We start from the raw sequence: 16191 nt of genomic DNA, 5'->3' as shown, positions 1-16191 counted from the left end.
AGATCGACTCGTGCCGTCAATCTCCCCGCAATAACGGCATGGTCCCGGACAGGTAACGACACGGAGTGGTGGACAGATGGAACGCCCCAAGCGGATGACCACGCGCGACCTCAAGCTCGGCAACCGGGCGCGCCTGCTGCGGACCCTGTACTTCGACGGCCCGCTGACCCGCCGCGACCTCGCCCCCGCCACGAACCTGAGCACCGCCACCGTCTCCAACGTGACCGCCGAGCTCATCGCCGAGGGCATCCTCCGCGAGGCCGGGAAGGTCGACTCCGACGGCGGCCGCCCCCACATCCTCCTCGACGTCGACCCCGGCCACGCCCTCGTCGTCGGCGTCGACGTCGGCGAGACCCACGTCCAGGTCGAACTCCTCGACCTCAAGCTCGCCGCCCGCGCCGCCGCCCGCTACGCGCTCGAGACCGGCCGCCACGACCCGGCCACCGTCATCGAGCACATCGCCGCCGGCGTCAAGGAAGTGCTCGCCGCGGCCGGAGGCGTCCCCGTCCTCGGCGTCGGCGTCGGCATGCCCGGCATCGTCGAGTACGGCCCCGACGGCGTCGTCCACGCCCAGGCGTTCGGCTGGGACGCGGTCCCCTTGGGCCGCATGCTTGCCGACCGCCTCGACCCGCTCCCGGTCCACGTCGAGAACGGCGCGATGACCATGGGCCAGGCCGAACTGTGGTTCGGCGCCGGACGCGGCGCCGAGAACGCCATCATCGCCCTCATCGGCTCCGGCGTCGGCTCCTGCGTGATCGCCGAAGGCGCCCTGTACCGCGGCGCCGGCTCCAGCGCGGGCGAATGGGGCCACACCACCATGCGCGTCGACGGCCCCGCGTGCCGGTGCGGCAGCCGCGGCTGCCTGGAGGCGTACGTCGGCGCCGAGGGCATCCTCGACCGGTACCTCGCCGCCGCCGGGGCCGTCGACCTCGACGGCGGCGAGGAGGCCGCGCTCGGGCGCCTGCTGGCGGACCCCTCCCCCGCCGCCGTCGCCGTCGTGGACGAGACCGTCCGCTACCTCGGCGCGGGCCTGGCCGACCTCCTCAACCTGTTCAACCCCGAGCTCATCGTCATCGGCGGCTGGGCCGGGCTCATGCTCGCCGGCCGCCGCCTCGGCGACATCACCGCCGCCACCGGCGAATACGCCCTCAAGCAGCCGTTCGCCAGCGCCCGGATCGCACCCGGGATGCTCGGCCCCGACGCCGTCGCCAAGGGCGCCGCGACCCCCGTCATCGTGCGGTTCCTGGGCGGCGCCTGAGGACCGCGGCGGTCGGCCCTGACACCTTTGACGCGTTCTTGACGGCCGAACCGGCGAAACGCGTGAATGATTAGCAGGTGCCACGTGGACAACTCAGGATCTACCTCGGCGCCGCCCCGGGCGTCGGGAAGACCTTCACCGCCCTGGAGGAGGCCCGCCGCCGCGCCGCGCGCGGAACCGACGTCGTCATCGGCTACGTCGAGACCCACGGGCGCCGCGCGACCGCCGAGCTGATCGGCGACCTCGAGACCGTGCCCCGCAGGACCGTCGAGTACCGGGGGTCGGCCTTCGAGGAGTTCGACGTGGACGCCGTCGTCGCCCGCGCCCCCACCGTGGCGCTGGTCGACGAGCTGGCGCACACGAACGTGCCGGGGTCGCGCAACGAGAAGCGCTGGCAGGACATCGACGAGCTGCTGGACGCGGGGATCGACGTGATCTCGACGGTGAACGTGCAGCACCTGGAGTCGCTGAACGACGTGGTCGCGCAGATCACCGGGGTCCCGCAGCGCGAGACCGTGCCCGATGAGGTGGTGCGGCGCGCCGACCAGGTGGAGCTGGCCGACATCACGCCGGAGGCGTTGCGGCGCAGGATGGTGCACGGGAACGTGTACCCGCCGGAGAAGGTGGACGCGGCGCTCGCGAACTACTTCCGGGTGGGGAACCTGACGGCGCTGCGGGAGCTGGCGCTGCTGTGGCTGGCCGACAAGGTCGAGGACCAGTTGGAGCAGTACCGGGCGGCCCAGCACATCACCGCGGTGTGGGAGTCGAAGGAGCGCGTGGTCGTGGCCCTGTCGGGCGGGGACGAGGGGGACACGTTGATCCGGCGGGCGGCGCGCATCGCCGCGCGGTCCGGGGGCGCCGACCTCAAGGCCGTGTACGTGGCCTCCGGCGACGGGCTGACGAGCGCGGCCTCGGCGCGGAACCTCGCCCGGCAGCGGAACCTCGTGGAGGACCTGGGCGGCTCGTACCACCAGGTGGTGGGCGACTCGATCCCCGACGCGCTCTTGGAGTTCGCGCAGGGCGCCAACGCGACCCAGCTGGTGCTGGGGGCGTCGCGGCGGGGCCGGTTCGCGCAGGCGCTCTCGCGCGGCGTCGGCGTCACGACCACGGCAAGGTCGGGGAAGATCGACGTGCACCTGGTCAGCCACGAGCGGGTCGCGAGCGTGCAGCGCTCGCGCTCGGGCCGGTACCTGATCGGGGCCGCGCGACGCCGGCTCGGGATCGGGCTGGCGTTCCTGGGGATCCCCGCTCTCGTGGTGGTGCTCATCCCGTTCCACGAGGAGCTGTCGCTGACGACAATGATCCTCATCGTCCTCACCGCCGTCATGGCGCTGACGCTCACCGGCGGCATGTGGCCGGCGCTGCTGGGGGCGCTGCTGGGGTTCTTCCTCCTCAACTACTTCTTCGCGACCCCGTACTACGAGTTGAAGATCCACGACCAGGAGCAGCTGATCGCGCTGGTCATCTTCGTGGCCCTGGCGCTGGGCGGCGCGGCGGTGGTGAACCTGTCGGCCGCGCGGGCGCGCCTGGCGGCGCGGGCCAGCGCGGAGGCGCAGACCCTGGCGACGCTCGCGGGGAACGTGCTGCGCGGCGGGAACCGCCTGGACGACCTCCTGGAGCAGTTGCGGGAGACGTTCGGGCTGGAATCGGTGACGCTGCTGGAGCGGACGGCGAAGGGCGCGGGCCCCGACGAGCGGCGCGACCCGAAGGCGTGGCGGCCGGTCGCGCACGCGGGGGCGGCGTGCACGAGTCCCGGTGCGGCCGACAACGACCTGCCGATCAACGACGACCTGGCGATGGCGCTGCGCGGGCACACGCTCGAGGCGGCGGACCGGCGGATCGCGCAGGCGTTCGCGATGCACGCGGCCGCGGCGCTCGAACGCGAACGGCTGGAGCGGCAGGCGGAGGCGGTGCAGCGGTTGACGGACGCGGACAAGCTGCGGACGGCGCTGCTGGCGGCGGTCTCGCACGACCTGCGCACGCCGCTGGCGTCGACGCGGGTCGCGGTCTCCAGCCTGAAGTCCACCGGGGAGCTGTTCACGCCCGCCGAGCGGGCGGAGCTGCTGGACTCGGCGGACCAGTCGCTGACGCGGCTGACGGGCCTGGTGGACAACCTGCTGGACATGAGCCGGTTGCAGGCGGGGGTGCTGGGGGCCGATCCGGTGCCGATCGCGCTGGACGAGGCGGTGCCGTGGGCGCTCGACGAGATCGGTGAGGCGGCGGCGGACGTGAGCCTGGACGTGGCCCCGGATCTGCCCGAGGTCCTTGCCGATCCCGGACTGCTGCAGCGGATCCTGGTGAACGTCATCGCGAACGCGCTCCGGTTCAGCCCGGCGGGGGTGCCGCTGCGGGTGACCGCGGGCATCCACGGCGAGGCGGTGGAGCTGCGGGTGGTCGACCGGGGCCCGGGGGTGCCCGATGAGGACCGGGAGACGATGTTCCGGCCGTTCCAGCGGCTCGGGGACCGGGACAACACGACGGGCGTCGGCCTGGGGCTCGCGCTCTCGCGCGGCCTGGCCGAGGCGATGGGCGGCTCGCTCGCAGCGGAGGCGACTCCCGGCGGCGGGCTGACGATGGTGCTGGCGCTGCGGATAGCGGCGTCCGATGGAGAGGGTGCGGAGTGATCAAGGTACTGGTGGTGGACGACGAGCCGCAGATCGCGCGGGCCCTGCGGATCAACCTGGCGGCGCACGGGTACGAGGTGACGACCGCGGCCGACGGCGCGCAGGCGCTGCGGGCCGCGGCGGCGGTGGTGCCCGACCTGGTGGTGCTCGACCTGGGGCTGCCGGACATGGACGGCTCCGAGGTGATCGAGGGGCTGCGCGGGTGGTCGAAGGCGCCGATCCTGGTGCTGTCGGGCCGGGCCGCGAGCGCGGAGAAGATCGCCGCGCTGGACGCGGGCGCGGACGACTACGTGACGAAGCCCTTTGACATCGGGGAGCTGCTGGCGCGGGTGCGGGCGGCGACGCGCCGCTCGGGTCCGGGCTCGGACTCGCCGGTGACGGCGATCGGGCCGGTGACGGTGGACCTGGCGGCGCGGGAGGTCCGCAAAGACGGCGACGAGGTGCGCCTGACGCCGACCGAGTGGCAGCTCCTCGAAGTGCTGCTGCGCAACCCGGGGAAGCTGGTGAGCCAGCGCGAGCTGCTGCACCGCGTCTGGGGCCCCAACTACGACCGGGAGACGAACTACCTGCGCCAGTACATGGCCCAGCTCCGCCGCAAGCTCGAAGCCGACCCGGCCCGCCCGGTCCACCTGCTGACCGAGCCGGGGATGGGGTACCGGTTCAGGCCATAGGCCGCAGAAAGCACAGTAGGCCGTAGGCCGCAGAAAGCACAGTAGGCCGTAGGCCGCGAAAAGCACAGTCGGCCGTAGAAGGCACAGCAGACCGTGGGCCGCAGGAATCGCAGACGGCCGCAGGAGGCAAAGCAAGCCGTAGACCGCTGCGTCTCGGTCCGAACGCCCCTCCCGCGTGCCGTTTTCGACCGCTTGGTCCCCCGCCGGTCGATACGGTCGCCTCGGGGCCCTACAGTGGTCGCTCACGACGCTGAAGGGGAGCACCGAGATGAGCGAGACCGAGACCAGGCCCGGCGTGCTGAAGGCCGGGGGTGCGGCGCTGTGGGTCGCCGCGGGAGCGGCGGCGGCCGTGGGGATCGCCCGCATCGTGCAGTACGGCGCGTTCCAGGACGCCTCGGCGCGCGCGTGCGACGAGGTCGTGGACCTGGAGCCTTCGGGGGGCTGGCCCGACAGCTCGTTCCCGTGCGAGCAGTTCGGACCCGCGGCCTGGTACCTGCCGTACTGGGCGGCGGTCGCCGCGTCGCTCGTGTTCGCCGCGCTCTTGGTGGCGGCGGCGATCGGCACCGCCCGGGGCCGCCGGGGCGCCCGCACGCTCGCGGCCGTCGCGGCCCCGCTCGGGGTGGTCCTGTGGGCGCTGCCGAGCCTGTTCCACCTCGGGTACGTGTTCGCCACCGAGACGGCGAACGAGGCCGACTCCCTGGTGGCAGAACAGGTCTACGACCACCTTCCGACCTGGTTCGGGCCCGGCGAGTCGGTCCTGGAGATCATCTTCGTCCTCGCCGCGGCGCTCGCCCTGCTCCTCCTCTTCCGCCCGGCCGCGACCGCGCACCTGGGGCGCTAGACAGCGGCGAGCACGGCCCGCTGGGTGCGCCCGCCGGTGCCGCGCAGGCGGACGACGAGCCTGGCGGGGCGGTCGGCTTCGAGTACGACCGTCTCGTCGGCCTGGAGCACGCCCGCGACGGCCCAGGGCAGTTCGACCACGGCCGTGTCGGTGGTGCGGCCGGAGTCGGCGACGGCCACGTGCACCTCGTCTCCGTCGCGCACGGCCAGGACCGAGGCGGGGGCGTCGCACGCGAGGCCGCCGGCGTCGCCGGGCTCCCAGAAGTGGGCGGCGACCAGGCCCAGACCCTCGTCGCCGACGGCCTGGACGGCGGTGGTGTTGGACAGCACGGTGACCGGCCTGGCTGCGGCCCAGTCGCGGGTCGCTTCGGCGGTGGCGGTCGGCAGGAGCGCGTAGGCGTAGGTCGCGTCCGCGGGCGAGGCGTCGTGGTTGAACCACAGCGAGAGGTACCGCCTGCTGTGGACGGTGGTGTCGCCGCCGCCGGTGGTGGGGCCCTGCTCGATGTCGTTCCAGGAGCCGCGGCGGGTCTCGCGGCGCGCGAGGAGCCCGTCGGCGCCGCCGGGGAAGACGTAGCCGCCGACGCCGTCGAGGTGGGCCCAGCGGGCGTTCACGAGCCGGTCGGAGAGCCCCGCCTCCAGGGCGCGCTCGGTGTCGTCGACCAGGAGGCGGTTGTCGCCGTCCTCGTGGAGGTTGCGCTGCTCGACGGCGGTGACGACCGCGCGGCCGTCGGTGGCGGTGATCCCGGCGCCGAGGGCGATCACGGCGTCACCGGCGACGAACCACGCCTTCTTGGCGCGCAGGGAGGAGCCCTCGGCGACGAGGTCCATGGCGGCGACGGCGTACCGGTCGAGCAGGGTCGCGCCGCCGGCGACGTCGTTCGCGGGGCGGGGGGCGGTGAGGCGGTCGTCCTCGCCCTCGGGTCCGCGCTCGCGCGTGTCGGCGGTGACGCCCGCGTACCGGTACGGGTTGGCGGTGGGCCAGAACTCGTCGCCGTACTGGTCCGGGTCGGCGGTGAGGTACAGGTAGGACATGCCGTCGCCGGTGTACCAGCCGCGCAGGTTCTCGCCGCTTCCGGTCTCGTAGGCCGCGATGCGGTTGGAGGACATGGACAGCGCCAGTGACCAGTCGGCGCGGCGCACGAGCATGCGGTCCATCGCGGGGTAGACGCGGGTGAGTTCGGGCCGGGCGGCGGCCGGGTCGTCGCCGGCGAGGACGGCCTTGGCGCGCCGGATGCCGCCGACGTCTCCGGCGCCGAAGTAGGCCGCGGGGCCGGTCCGTTCGAGCCAGCCCTTCGCGAGCGAGCGCAGGCGGGCGCGGTGCGGTTCGGAGGCGTGCTCGGCCAGCGCGGTGACGGCGGTGAGGAGCGCGGCGGCGGTGGTGTCGTCGCGGTGGTAGGGGCGGGCGATGCTCCTGCCGCGCAGGCAGTCCATGAAGCGCCCGTCCTCGTTGAAGGGCGCGAAGGACTGCTCGACGGTGGTGTACAGGCGCTCGACGTCGGCGGCGGGCACGGCCCAGCGGGTGCCGTGGAGGAGCGCGGTGACGAGCGCGACCGAGCCGAGCAGGACCATGCCGTAGCTGCCGGTGCTGGGGACGCAGCCGTGCTGGAGGTACGAGCCGTCGTCGTGGAAGCCGTCGCCGGCGGTGACGAGCGCGAAGACGTTGCCCGCGCCGTCGCCGGCGGCGCCGGTGAGGTCGTCGCGGGCCTGCTCGAGTTTGGCGGGGCTGCGGCCGAGGATGCCGCGGAGGGTGAGGATCGCGGCCTTGTCGGCGCGGTTGGCGCCGGTCTCGGCCTCGTCGGGTGCGGTGGGGCGCACGGAGGCGCCGGGGCACCAGCGGTCGACGGTGGCGAGGTACCGGGCGAGGTCGTCGCGGGGGACGTGGTCGCCGAGGAGGACGCAGGCGCGCATGAGGGCGGCGGGCGAGCCGATCTCCCACCAGTACCAGTTGCCGGTGCGCTCGGCGTCGGCGTGGTAGCCCTCGCGGTGGAGGAGCGCGAGGGCGTCGGCGAGGCCCGCGGCGATCGCGTCGTCGCCGTGCTGGCCGGTGCCGGGGGTGGCCCACGCGAGGGCGGTGCGCAGGATCCGGGAGTAGGCGGTGTTGAAGCCGGCGGGGTCGGAGGGCGGGGCGATGTCGCTCCACAGTGCGGTGCGGTCCTCGCCGCGGTCCATGTCGTCCCAGAAGCGGGTCGCGGCGCGGTCGAGGGCGCCGAGGGCCTGCGCGTAGTCCGCGTCGGCGGGGTCGAAGGCGCCGCCGACGAGGAGGTCGCGGGCGCGGTCGAGGAGGCCGGTCGCGGCGCGCTCGGCGGCGCGGTCGCCGTCGGGTGCGGTGGCGGGGCGGTCGTCGCCGGAGGCGGCGAGGAGGGCGGCGCCCGAGAGGGCGAGTCCTCCTCCGATGAGTCGGCGCCGGGTCGCGGTGGGGCGGCGGGGAGGCATCGGTGTCCTTGTCGGAGGGCTTGGCCGCAGGGCCTGATCTGATGGCACGGTCTGCTGGCACGGTCGGGGAGCAGGGTCGCGCCCATCGTATCGGCGGGCCGGGCTGCGGGGGCGCGGCGAGTCCGAAGTGGTGACGTGGGCGGTCAGCGGCGGGCGGCGACGAGGTCGTCGGCTCTGGTGCGGGCTCTGGCGACGAAGGTCTCGGTGTGGCGGTCGAGGGCGGCGGCGATGCGGGGGTCGGCGGTGGCGTCGCGGGCGGCGGTGAAGCAGGCGAGGGCGGCGGCGGCGATGGGGCCGTCGCCGAGGGCGGCGGTGGCGGCGCGGAGGGCGAGGTCGGCGGCGGTGGCGCCGTCCCACAGGGGTGCGAGGGCGCGGTCGGCGGCCGCGGCGGCGCCGGGGTGGTCGAAGAGGGCGGCGGCGAGGGCGACGGGGACGATCCAGTCGGGGCCGGGCTGGGCGTCGATCATGCGCAGTTCGAGGTAGCGCCCCCGCGGGCGCACCGGCGGGAAGAGCGTGGTCAGGTGGTAGTCGAGGTCGTCGCGGGTGGGCGGGCGGAGGTCGGTGGCGCGCAGCCAGTCGCGGAAGGTGAGGCCGCGGGGGACGGTCCAGCGGCCGGGTCCGCGCACGGCCATGACGCGGGCGTCGAGGGCGTAGCGGGCCCAGGTCTCGCGGGGGTCGCCGGCGGAGACGGGGCGGGACCGGGTGGGGTCGATCGCGGTCCACACGTGCTGGCGGGTGGAGCGCCACAGGCTCGGTTCGCCGCGGCGCAGCGGGGAGTTCGCGAAGGCGGCGATGAGGACGGGGGCGAGGCGGTGGGCGCGGGTCCAGCGGGCGGCGAGGTCGGCCTCGGTGCCGGTGTCGACGCAGACCTGGACGGAGGCGGTGTTGGCCATCATCCAGCGCCCGGCGCGCCCGTCCTGGTCGAACAGCTCCTCCATGGCCTGGTAGCGGGGGCTGCGGACGACCCTGCGGGGCAGGCGGACCGGGTCGAGGCCCAGGCCAAGGAGCTCCAGGCCCTCGGCGGCGAGGGCGGCGGCGATGCGGTCGCGGTCGGCTTCGAGGTCGTCGAAGCACTCGGTGAGGGTGCCGGGCCGGGTGCTCAGTTCGAGGGCGCCGCCGGGTTCGAAGCTGAGGCGGGTGCGGCGCGGGAGGGCGTCGCGGACGCCGAGGAGGGCCTTGACGGTCTCGGGGTCGACGCGGCGGCGCCGGTCGGCGGGGCTGGTGAGGTGCCATTCCACCTCGGCGCCGACGCGCCCGGTGGCGGCGGGCTCGAAGGCCAGGGAGGCGATGCGCTCGTGCGCGGCGTCCTCGGTCAGGGGCGCGGCGGCGCGGTCGCGGAGCGGGGCTTCGGACATGCTGACTCCCGGGTCTCGGCGGAGGCGGCGGGCGCCGGGCCCGCACACAGTATTCCTATCGGATCAATAGGATATAGGCATGGTACGGCGCCCGCGCCCCCCGCGCAACCGCCACCGGGCGATGTGGACTACCGGGGCGTCCACGCGTCGTCGGCGGCGGTGAGCTCGTCGATGCGGAGCGGGAACTCCCCCGTCGCGGCCTGGGCCAGGGAGACCTCGTCGAAGACCGAGCGCACCGCGGCCCGCGCGGCGACCCACAGCCGCGGCAGGTTCACCGCGGCGCCTTCGTAGCTCGTCTCCTCGGGGCGGCGCCCGCGGACCTCGGCGAGGGGCCCGTCGACGGCGCGGAGCACCTCCCCCACCGAGACGTCCTCAGGGGACCGGGCGAGGCGGTAGCCGCCCTCGACCCCGCGGACGCTGTCGACGAGGTGCGCCCGGCGCAGGTCGCCGAGGATCACCTCCGCGAACTTGCGCGGCAGGGCCTGCGCGGCGGCCAGGGAGCTGGCGGAGATGGTGCGCGGATGGCCTTGGGCCAGCGTGACCGCGATGCGGACGGCGTACTCGCCGCGAGCGGAGACCTGCATGGCGGGCTCCCTCCTCGTGTTTCGGGGCAAATGGGAACGTGTACTTGAATCCTACTTGATCGATAGGATATGCTGTCGGGGTGAACCGCACCAGCGAACCGGCGAGGACGGGGTGGACCAAGAGGCGCCACATCGACTTCGCGCGTTCGGACTCCGCGCTGTGTCGCCCGGGCGGCCCCGCCGCGGCGGTGCGCTGAACCGAGCGCTGCCCGACGTCGCCGCCCGTCCCGGAATCCTCTGTCGAGAATCGAACGAAGGCGCCGCCATGACTCCCGTCCAGACCCGCACCCGTCCCCCGGTCCACCGCCGCACGGGCACCGCCACGATCACCGTCACCGTCGAGATCCCCGCCGACGACCCGCGCCTGGCGCGCCGCCTCACCGCGGCGCTCGGGGTGCTCGCGCAGGGCGGAGGGCGCGTCAACGTCGAAGGGGCGCAGGCGTCCCCGCCCGAGCCGGCCCTCGAGGCCCCGGTCCCCGGAATCCCGGCCCCCGCGCCCGCGCTCGTCATCGACACCGCCGGCCGCGAGGTCACCATCCACGGCGAGGTGGTCGCGCTGACCCGTCTGGAGTTCGAGCTCCTGGCCTTCCTCGCCCGCCACCCCGGCATGGTCCACACCCGGTCGGAGCTGCTCCAGTACGTCTGGGAGACACCGGACACGGGCCTGCCCGGGCGCACCGTCGACGTCCACGTGCGGCGCCTGCGCGCCAAGCTCGCCGAGTTCGACGCCCTGGTGGCCACGGTGCGGGGGGTGGGCTACCGGTTCACGCGCAGCCGGGACGTGGAGTACCGGACCACCCCGGCCGGGTACCCCGGCGAGGACCGGCTTCTCACCATCTAAGAAATCCTAGTATTTCTATAGGAATACTGCTAGTGTTGTCGGCATGACGTCCGCCAGCCTCCTGACGCGGCGGCGCGAGATCGACCAGATGCGCGCCGCCAGCGCCCTCTGTCGTCCCCGAATGCGCTAGTCGGGACCCGCCCGCCACGGGCCGCTCCCGACGCGCACACCTTCACACACGATCCGGCCGCGGCCTCACGCGGCGCCGATTCCCCAGGGCCCCAGCGGGTCCCTTCCCAGCACGCCCTCCAGCGGCGTGCCCTCGCACGCTACCCACCGTAAGGACTGCACCGTGACCGACAGCACCGCCGTGACCGCAGTGGTCGGCAACCCCAAGCGCCTGTCGCGCACCCTGACCACCGCCGAGGCCCTGGCCGCCGCCATCGCCGGCCCCGGGGAGGCGACCGCCTCGATCGACCTCGCCGAGCTCTACCTGGACGGGATCGAGCCCCCCGGCTACGACCACGCCGAGGCCCGCGTCCGCGCCGCCCGCGTCCTCGTGGTGGGCACGCCCGTCTACAAGGCCAGCTACACCGGCCTGCTCAAGCTCTTCCTCGACCAGCTCCCCCCGGGCGCCCTCGCCGGGACCGTGGCCGTCCCGGTGACGATCGCGGCCTCCGCCGAGCACCGGTTCCTCGCCGACCTCCAGCTGCGCCCGGTCCTGGCCGAGCTCGGCGCGAGCCTGCCCGTCCCCTCGCTCACGCTGCGGGAGCAGGAGCTCTCCGAGCTCGACGAGCGGCTGGCCAAGTGGACCGGCGCCCACCTGCCGGCCCTGCGCGCCGCCGCGGGCGCCGGGGTGCCGGCATGAGCACCCAGGTCCACGCGGGCGTCGAGCCCGCCTCGTTCCGGTCCCTGTTCCGGGCCCACCCGGCCGGGGTGACCGTGGTCCTCGCCGACGCCGGGGACGGCCCGGCCGGGTTCACCGCCACCTCGCTCACGTCGGTCTCGATCGACCCGCCGCTGGTGTCCTTCGCGATCGCCTCGGGCTCCTCGGCCTGGCCGGCGGTCCGCGAGGCCGAGAGCCTCACCGTGAACTTCCTGTCCGCCGAGCAGCACGCCGTCGCGACCCGGTTCGCCACCAGCGGCATCGACCGCTTCCGCGGCACCGCCTGGTCGCGGCTCGACACCGGCGAGCCGGTGCTCGCCGACGCCCCCGCGCACCTGCGGGCGGTCGTCACCGACCGCATCGAGGCCGGGGACCACCACATCGTCCTGGCCCTGGTCGTCGGCGCCGCCACCGGCGGCGACCACGAACCGCTGGTCTACCACGCCGGCGGCTACTGCGCCGCCGCCCCCCTCGACTGACGACCGCTTCTCCGAACCTCCCCGAAAGGGCAATCCCCATGCCGTCCAAGACCACTCGACGAACCCTCCTGGCGGGCGCCCCCGCCGTCGCCGCGCTGGCCCTCGCCGCCTGCTCCGAAGAGGACGCCGGGCCGCTGCTCGCGGCCGACGCCGACCTGCCGACCGCGGTGCCCGAGGGCACCAAGCTCGTCATCGGCGACCCGTCCCAGCAGCTCGCGTTCGAGCTGTCGGGGCTGGCGTCCCTGCTGACCTTCGAGGTGGAGTGGGCGAACATCTCCGGCGGGCCCAAGTCCGCCGAGGCGTTCCGCGCCAAGTCCCTCGACATCTCCTCGGTGGCCGACATCCCGCCGATCCACACCAACTGGACGGGCCTGCCGACCCGGATCGTGGCCGCCGCGGGGCGCATCGACCCGCTCGACCACCCGATCTACGACCTCGGGGTGGCCCCCGGCGCCGCCGTCGCGTCCATCGAGGACCTGGCGGGCAAGCGGATCGCGTACTCCCCCGGGCAGGCGCAGGGCGCGCTGATCCTGCGGGTCCTGGACGCGGCCGGGCTGGACCAGGACGACGTGGAGCTGGTGGAGCTGCCGTCCACGGCCGACACGTACTCGAACGCCCTGGCGGGCGGGGAGGTCGACGTCGCGCCGATCGGCGGCACCCAGGTGAAGTCCTACCTCAACAAGTACGGCGCGGACGGGGCGACGGCGATCCCGCACGGCCTGCGCGACGACCCGTGGGTGCTGTACGCGCCCGTGGAGGTCCTGGAGGACGCCGACAAGGCGGCGGCGATCGCGGAGTACGTGCGCCTGTGGGGCGCGGCGAAGCTGTGGACGCGCGCCAACCGCGACGAGTGGATCGACGCCTGGTACGTCGAGCACGAGGGCCTGTCGGCCGAGGACGGGGCGTACCTGTTCGACCGCGAGGGCGAGCCGGACTTCCCCGAGACCTGGGACGAGACCATCGAGCGCCACCAGGAGACGATCGAGGTCGTCGCCGCGGGCACCGGGAACGAGGTGCTGGACGCCGAGGACCTGTACGACCGGCGCTTCGAGCCGCTGGTGGCCGAGGGCATCGCCGAGTACGGCGACGGCGGCGCGTCATGACGGCCGTCGAGGCGAAGGCCCAGGCGGGGGCCGTGATCCCGCCGGTCGACGACGAGGAGCTGGCCGCCGGGCGCGCCTCGCGCCCGCGGGGCAAGCGCCGCCTCGGGCCCGGCAAGCCGATCCGGCTCGGGTACCTCATCGGCCCGCTCCTGCTGCTGGGCGTGTGGAGCTGGGGTTCGGCGCAGGGCTGGATCGACCCGCGGGTCCTGACGGCCCCGTGGACCGTGGTGACGACCGCGTGGGACCTGTGGGAGTCGGGGCGGCTGGGGCCGGACCTGCTGGTGTCGGCCCGCCGCTTCGCGCTCGGCCTCGTGTTCGGCGTCCTCGCCGGGCTCGCGCTCGCGCTCGTGTCGGGCCTGAGCCGCTGGGGCGAGGCGATCGTGGACGGGCCGGTGCAGATCAAGCGGTCCATCCCGAACCTGGCGCTGCTGCCGCTCCTGCTGCTGTGGTTCGGCATCGACGAGCGGATGAAGATCATCACGATCGCGCTCGGGGTGCTCATCCCGATCTACATCCACACCCACAACGGCCTGCGCTCGATCGACGGGCGCTACGCCGAGCTGGCCGAGACGCTGCGGCTGCGGCCGGGCGCGTTCGTGGGCCGGGTGGTCCTGCCCGGGGCGCTGCCGGGCTTCCTGCTGGGGATGCGGTTCGCCGTGACCTCGTCCTGGCTGTCCCTGGTGGTGGTTGAGCAGGTGAACGCCACCAGCGGCATCGGGTACATGATGCTGCTGGCCGGGACGTACGGGCAGACCGACGTGATCATCGTCGGCCTGGTCCTGTACGCGCTCCTGGGGCTCGCCTCCGACACCGTCGTCCGCTTGATCCAAAGGAGGGCCCTGTCATGGCGGCGCACCCTGGAGGACTGACGGCCACCGCGGCCGTGCAGATCCGCGACCTGCACCGTTCCTTCACCGACGACCGGCCGGTCCTGTCGGGGCTCCACCTCGACATCGAGGCGGGCGAGTTCGTGGCGCTCCTGGGCCGCTCGGGCTCGGGCAAGTCCACGTTGCTGCGGGCCCTGGCGGGCCTGGACCAGGACGCCTCGGGGACCGGCGACATCGCCGTGCCCGAGCAGGTCTCGGTGGTGTTCCAGGACTCGCGGCTGCTGCCGTGGCAGCGGGTCCTGCGCAACGTGGTGCTGGGGCTGGAGGGCCCCGGCGCGGTCGGGCGCGGCAAGGAGGCCCTGGCCGAGGTGGGCCTGGCCGGGCGCGAGCGGGCCTGGCCCCGGGAGCTGTCGGGCGGCGAGCAGCAGCGCGTGGCCCTGGCCCGGTCGCTGGTGCGCGAGCCCGAGCTGCTGCTCGCCGACGAGCCCTTCGGGGCCCTCGACGCGCTGACGCGCATCAAAATGCACGGGCTGCTCAGGGCCCTGTACGAGCGGCACCGCCCGGCGGTGCTGCTGGTGACGCACGACGTGGACGAGGCGATCGTCCTCGCCGACCGGGTGCTGGTCCTGGACCGCGGGGTCGTCAAGACCGAGCGGCGCATCGACCTCGACGGCACCCGCGACCCCTCCGACCCCGCGTTCGCGGCGGTCCGGACCGAACTGCTCGCCGCGCTCGGCCTCGCCGGCGGCGCCGAGATCACACCGGAGGAATCATGAGCACCTCGCCGAAGCCGCTGCACCTGAACGCGTTCCTGATGAGCACCGGGCACCACGAGGCGTCGTGGCGGCTCCCGGAGTCCGACCCGTACTCGACCACGTCCATCGCGCACTACGCGAAGCTCGCGCAGACCGCCGAGCGCGGGCGGCTCGACTCGATCTTCTTCGCCGACTCGCCGTCGCTGTGGGGCACGATCGGGCGCCGGCCCTCCGGGTCGCTGGAGCCGACGGTGGTCCTGGCCGCGATCGCGGCGCTGACGACGCGCATCGGGCTCATCGCGACCGCCTCGACGACCTACAACGAGCCGTACAACCTGGCGCGGCGCTTCGCGTCGATCGACCACATCTCCGGCGGGCGCGTGGGCTGGAACATCGTCACCACGGCCACGCTGGACGCGGCGCGGAACTTCAACCGCGACGAGCTGCCGTCCCACGCGGCCCGGTACGCCCGGGCCGAGGAGTTCCTCCAGGTCGCCAAGAAGCTGTGGGACTCCTGGGACGACAAGGCGGTGCTCGCCGACAAGGAGGCGGGCCTGTGGGGCGACGACCGCCTCCTGTACCCCGCCGCGCACGCGGGCGAGCACTTCCAGGTCGCCGGCGCGCTCAACGTCCCCCGCACCCCGCAGGGGCACCCGCTGCTGGTGCAGGCCGGGTCCTCCGAGGACGGGCGGGCGTTCGCGGCCAACCACGCCGAGGCGATCTTCACCGCCTGGCAGACCATCGAGGAGGCGCAGGCGTTCTACGCCGACGTCAAGCGCCGCGCGAAGGACGCCGGGCGGGACCCCGACGGCGTGCTGGTCCTGCCGGGCATCGTCCCGGTCCTGGGCTCGACCGAGGCCGAGGCGCGGCTGCTGGAGGAGGAGCTGGACCGGCTCATCGTCCCCGAGTACGCGCTGGGGAACCTCGCCAAGCAGCTCAAGCTCGACCCGTCCGAACTCGACCTCGACAAGGAGCTCCCCGCGGTGCTGCCGACCGAGGACGAGATCGAGGGCGCCAAGAGCCGGTTCACGCTCATCGTGGACCTGGCCCGGCGCGAGCGCCTGACGGTGCGCCAGCTCATCGGGCGGCTCGGCGGCGGGCGCGGGCACCGGACGTTCACCGGGACGCCCGAGCAGGTCGCCGACGCGATCCTCGACTGGGCCGACAACGGCGCGGCCGACGGGTTCAACATCATGCCGGCGGTCCTGCCCTCGGGGCTGGAGGCGTTCGTGGACCAGGTGGTGCCGATCCTCCAGGCCAAGGGCCGCTTCCGGACCGAGTACGAGGCGACGACGCTGCGGGGCCACTACGGGCTCGCGCGCCCGGAGAACCCGCGGCGGGCCGAGGCGGTCGCCTCGGCCGTCAAGGGCGTCCTCGCGCACTCCCGCTAGCGCCGGACGGTCCCGGCCCGCCCGCCGGGACCGTCCGGGCATAAGGGACGGAACCGTCCCAATGCGCGGGACCGCCAGTGTTTCGCGAGCTGGAACGCGTTCTCCGCGCCCACATCGCGGGACCCGGGTTGCCGCCGCTTCGGCGGCCATCCTAGAATTCCCACTAGATTAGTCGGAGTAATCGGACTACTAGGAATGCTCCTT

General features: G+C 74.2%; 14 protein-coding genes. 11 read left to right on the top strand and 3 right to left on the bottom strand.

The window, feature by feature from the left end:
* Positions 1-76: 76 nt before the first annotated feature.
* From BLS99_RS06610 to BLS99_RS06595, 4 genes are all read left to right on the top strand, one after another.
* Positions 77-1258: an ROK family transcriptional regulator gene (locus BLS99_RS06610; RefSeq protein WP_091045707.1), complete on the top strand. Its 1182-nt coding sequence runs from the start codon at positions 77-79 to the stop codon at positions 1256-1258.
* Positions 1259-1335: 77 nt separating this feature from the next.
* Entirely contained in the window at positions 1336-3882 is a 2547-nt protein-coding gene (locus BLS99_RS06605; protein ID WP_091045704.1) for a sensor histidine kinase, read from the top strand.
* Entirely contained in the window at positions 3879-4553 is a 675-nt protein-coding gene (locus BLS99_RS06600; RefSeq protein WP_091045700.1) for a response regulator, read from the top strand. Before BLS99_RS06605 ends, BLS99_RS06600 begins: the two co-directional genes overlap by 4 nt.
* 268 nt (positions 4554-4821) lie before the next feature.
* Complete coding sequence (locus BLS99_RS06595; protein ID WP_091045697.1) at positions 4822-5394, top strand: hypothetical protein; 573 nt, start codon at positions 4822-4824, stop codon at positions 5392-5394.
* Here BLS99_RS06595 and BLS99_RS06590 read toward each other — a convergent pair.
* The 3 genes from BLS99_RS06590 to BLS99_RS06580 form a co-directional block, all read right to left on the bottom strand.
* Positions 5391-7826 (bottom strand): polysaccharide lyase 8 family protein, encoded by a 2436-nt coding sequence (locus tag BLS99_RS06590; RefSeq protein ID WP_091045694.1) that lies wholly within the window; start codon positions 7824-7826, stop codon positions 5391-5393. The two genes, BLS99_RS06595 and BLS99_RS06590, sit on opposite strands and share 4 nt — an antisense overlap.
* A 143-nt stretch (positions 7827-7969) precedes the next feature.
* A complete protein-coding gene (locus BLS99_RS06585) occupies positions 7970-9181 on the bottom strand; it encodes a glutamate-cysteine ligase family protein (protein WP_091045692.1) in 1212 nt (403 codons plus the stop codon).
* A 128-nt stretch (positions 9182-9309) separates the two neighbouring features.
* On the bottom strand, positions 9310-9765 hold the full coding sequence (locus tag BLS99_RS06580; protein WP_091045689.1) for an RrF2 family transcriptional regulator: 456 nt from the start codon (positions 9763-9765) through the stop codon (positions 9310-9312).
* A gap of 265 nt (positions 9766-10030) precedes the next feature.
* Here BLS99_RS06580 and BLS99_RS27320 point away from each other — a divergent pair, with 265 nt between their 5' ends.
* The 7 genes from BLS99_RS27320 (at position 10031) to BLS99_RS06545 (ending at position 15987) form a co-directional block, all read left to right on the top strand.
* Positions 10031-10606 carry a winged helix-turn-helix domain-containing protein gene (locus tag BLS99_RS27320; RefSeq protein WP_091045686.1) on the top strand — a complete coding sequence of 192 codons (576 nt, stop codon included), beginning with the start codon at positions 10031-10033 and terminating at the stop codon, positions 10604-10606.
* Positions 10607-10898: 292 nt separating this feature from the next.
* A complete protein-coding gene (locus tag BLS99_RS06570) occupies positions 10899-11414 on the top strand; it encodes an NADPH-dependent FMN reductase (RefSeq protein WP_176953234.1) in 516 nt (171 codons plus the stop codon).
* Complete coding sequence (locus BLS99_RS06565; protein ID WP_091045680.1) at positions 11411-11911, top strand: flavin reductase family protein; 501 nt, start codon at positions 11411-11413, stop codon at positions 11909-11911. The genes BLS99_RS06570 and BLS99_RS06565 overlap by 4 nt, the downstream gene beginning before the upstream one ends.
* 38 nt (positions 11912-11949) lie before the next feature.
* Positions 11950-13014 carry an ABC transporter substrate-binding protein gene (locus BLS99_RS06560; protein WP_091045678.1) on the top strand — a complete coding sequence of 355 codons (1065 nt, stop codon included), beginning with the start codon at positions 11950-11952 and terminating at the stop codon, positions 13012-13014.
* Positions 13011-13883, top strand: a complete 873-nt coding sequence (locus tag BLS99_RS06555; protein WP_091045674.1) for an ABC transporter permease — start codon at positions 13011-13013, stop codon at positions 13881-13883. Before BLS99_RS06560 ends, BLS99_RS06555 begins: the two co-directional genes overlap by 4 nt.
* Positions 13859-14617 (top strand): ABC transporter ATP-binding protein, encoded by a 759-nt coding sequence (locus BLS99_RS06550; protein WP_091045671.1) that lies wholly within the window; start codon positions 13859-13861, stop codon positions 14615-14617. Before BLS99_RS06555 ends, BLS99_RS06550 begins: the two co-directional genes overlap by 25 nt.
* A complete protein-coding gene (locus BLS99_RS06545; RefSeq protein ID WP_091045669.1) occupies positions 14614-15987 on the top strand; it encodes an LLM class flavin-dependent oxidoreductase in 1374 nt (457 codons plus the stop codon). The genes BLS99_RS06550 and BLS99_RS06545 overlap by 4 nt, the downstream gene beginning before the upstream one ends.
* The last annotated feature ends 204 nt before the right edge of the window (positions 15988-16191 follow it).

The organism is Glycomyces sambucus, assembly GCF_900102815.1.
Lineage (GTDB): Bacteria > Actinomycetota > Actinomycetes > Mycobacteriales > Micromonosporaceae > Glycomyces > Glycomyces sambucus.
Note: the sequence above shows the minus strand (reverse complement) of the source record. Positions and strands in the feature narration are given on the sequence as shown.

Bases quoted from the DNA above. Each gene is read 5' to 3' on its own strand.
- BLS99_RS06610 (WP_091045707.1), top strand. From the start codon at position 77: ATGGAACGCCCCAAGCGGATGACCACGCGCGACCTCAAGCTCGGCAAC.
- BLS99_RS06595 (WP_091045697.1), top strand. From the start codon at position 4,822: ATGAGCGAGACCGAGACCAGGCCCGGCGTGCTGAAGGCCGGGGGTGCG.
- BLS99_RS06590 (WP_091045694.1), bottom strand. From the start codon at position 7,826: ATGCCTCCCCGCCGCCCCACCGCGACCCGGCGCCGACTCATCGGAGGA.
- BLS99_RS06585 (WP_091045692.1), bottom strand. From the start codon at position 9,181: ATGTCCGAAGCCCCGCTCCGCGACCGCGCCGCCGCGCCCCTGACCGAG.
- BLS99_RS06580 (WP_091045689.1), bottom strand. From the start codon at position 9,765: ATGCAGGTCTCCGCTCGCGGCGAGTACGCCGTCCGCATCGCGGTCACG.
- BLS99_RS27320 (WP_091045686.1), top strand. From the start codon at position 10,031: ATGACTCCCGTCCAGACCCGCACCCGTCCCCCGGTCCACCGCCGCACG.
- BLS99_RS06565 (WP_091045680.1), top strand. From the start codon at position 11,411: ATGAGCACCCAGGTCCACGCGGGCGTCGAGCCCGCCTCGTTCCGGTCC.
- BLS99_RS06560 (WP_091045678.1), top strand. From the start codon at position 11,950: ATGCCGTCCAAGACCACTCGACGAACCCTCCTGGCGGGCGCCCCCGCC.
- BLS99_RS06555 (WP_091045674.1), top strand. From the start codon at position 13,011: ATGACGGCCGTCGAGGCGAAGGCCCAGGCGGGGGCCGTGATCCCGCCG.
- BLS99_RS06550 (WP_091045671.1), top strand. From the start codon at position 13,859: ATGGCGGCGCACCCTGGAGGACTGACGGCCACCGCGGCCGTGCAGATC.
- BLS99_RS06545 (WP_091045669.1), top strand. From the start codon at position 14,614: ATGAGCACCTCGCCGAAGCCGCTGCACCTGAACGCGTTCCTGATGAGC.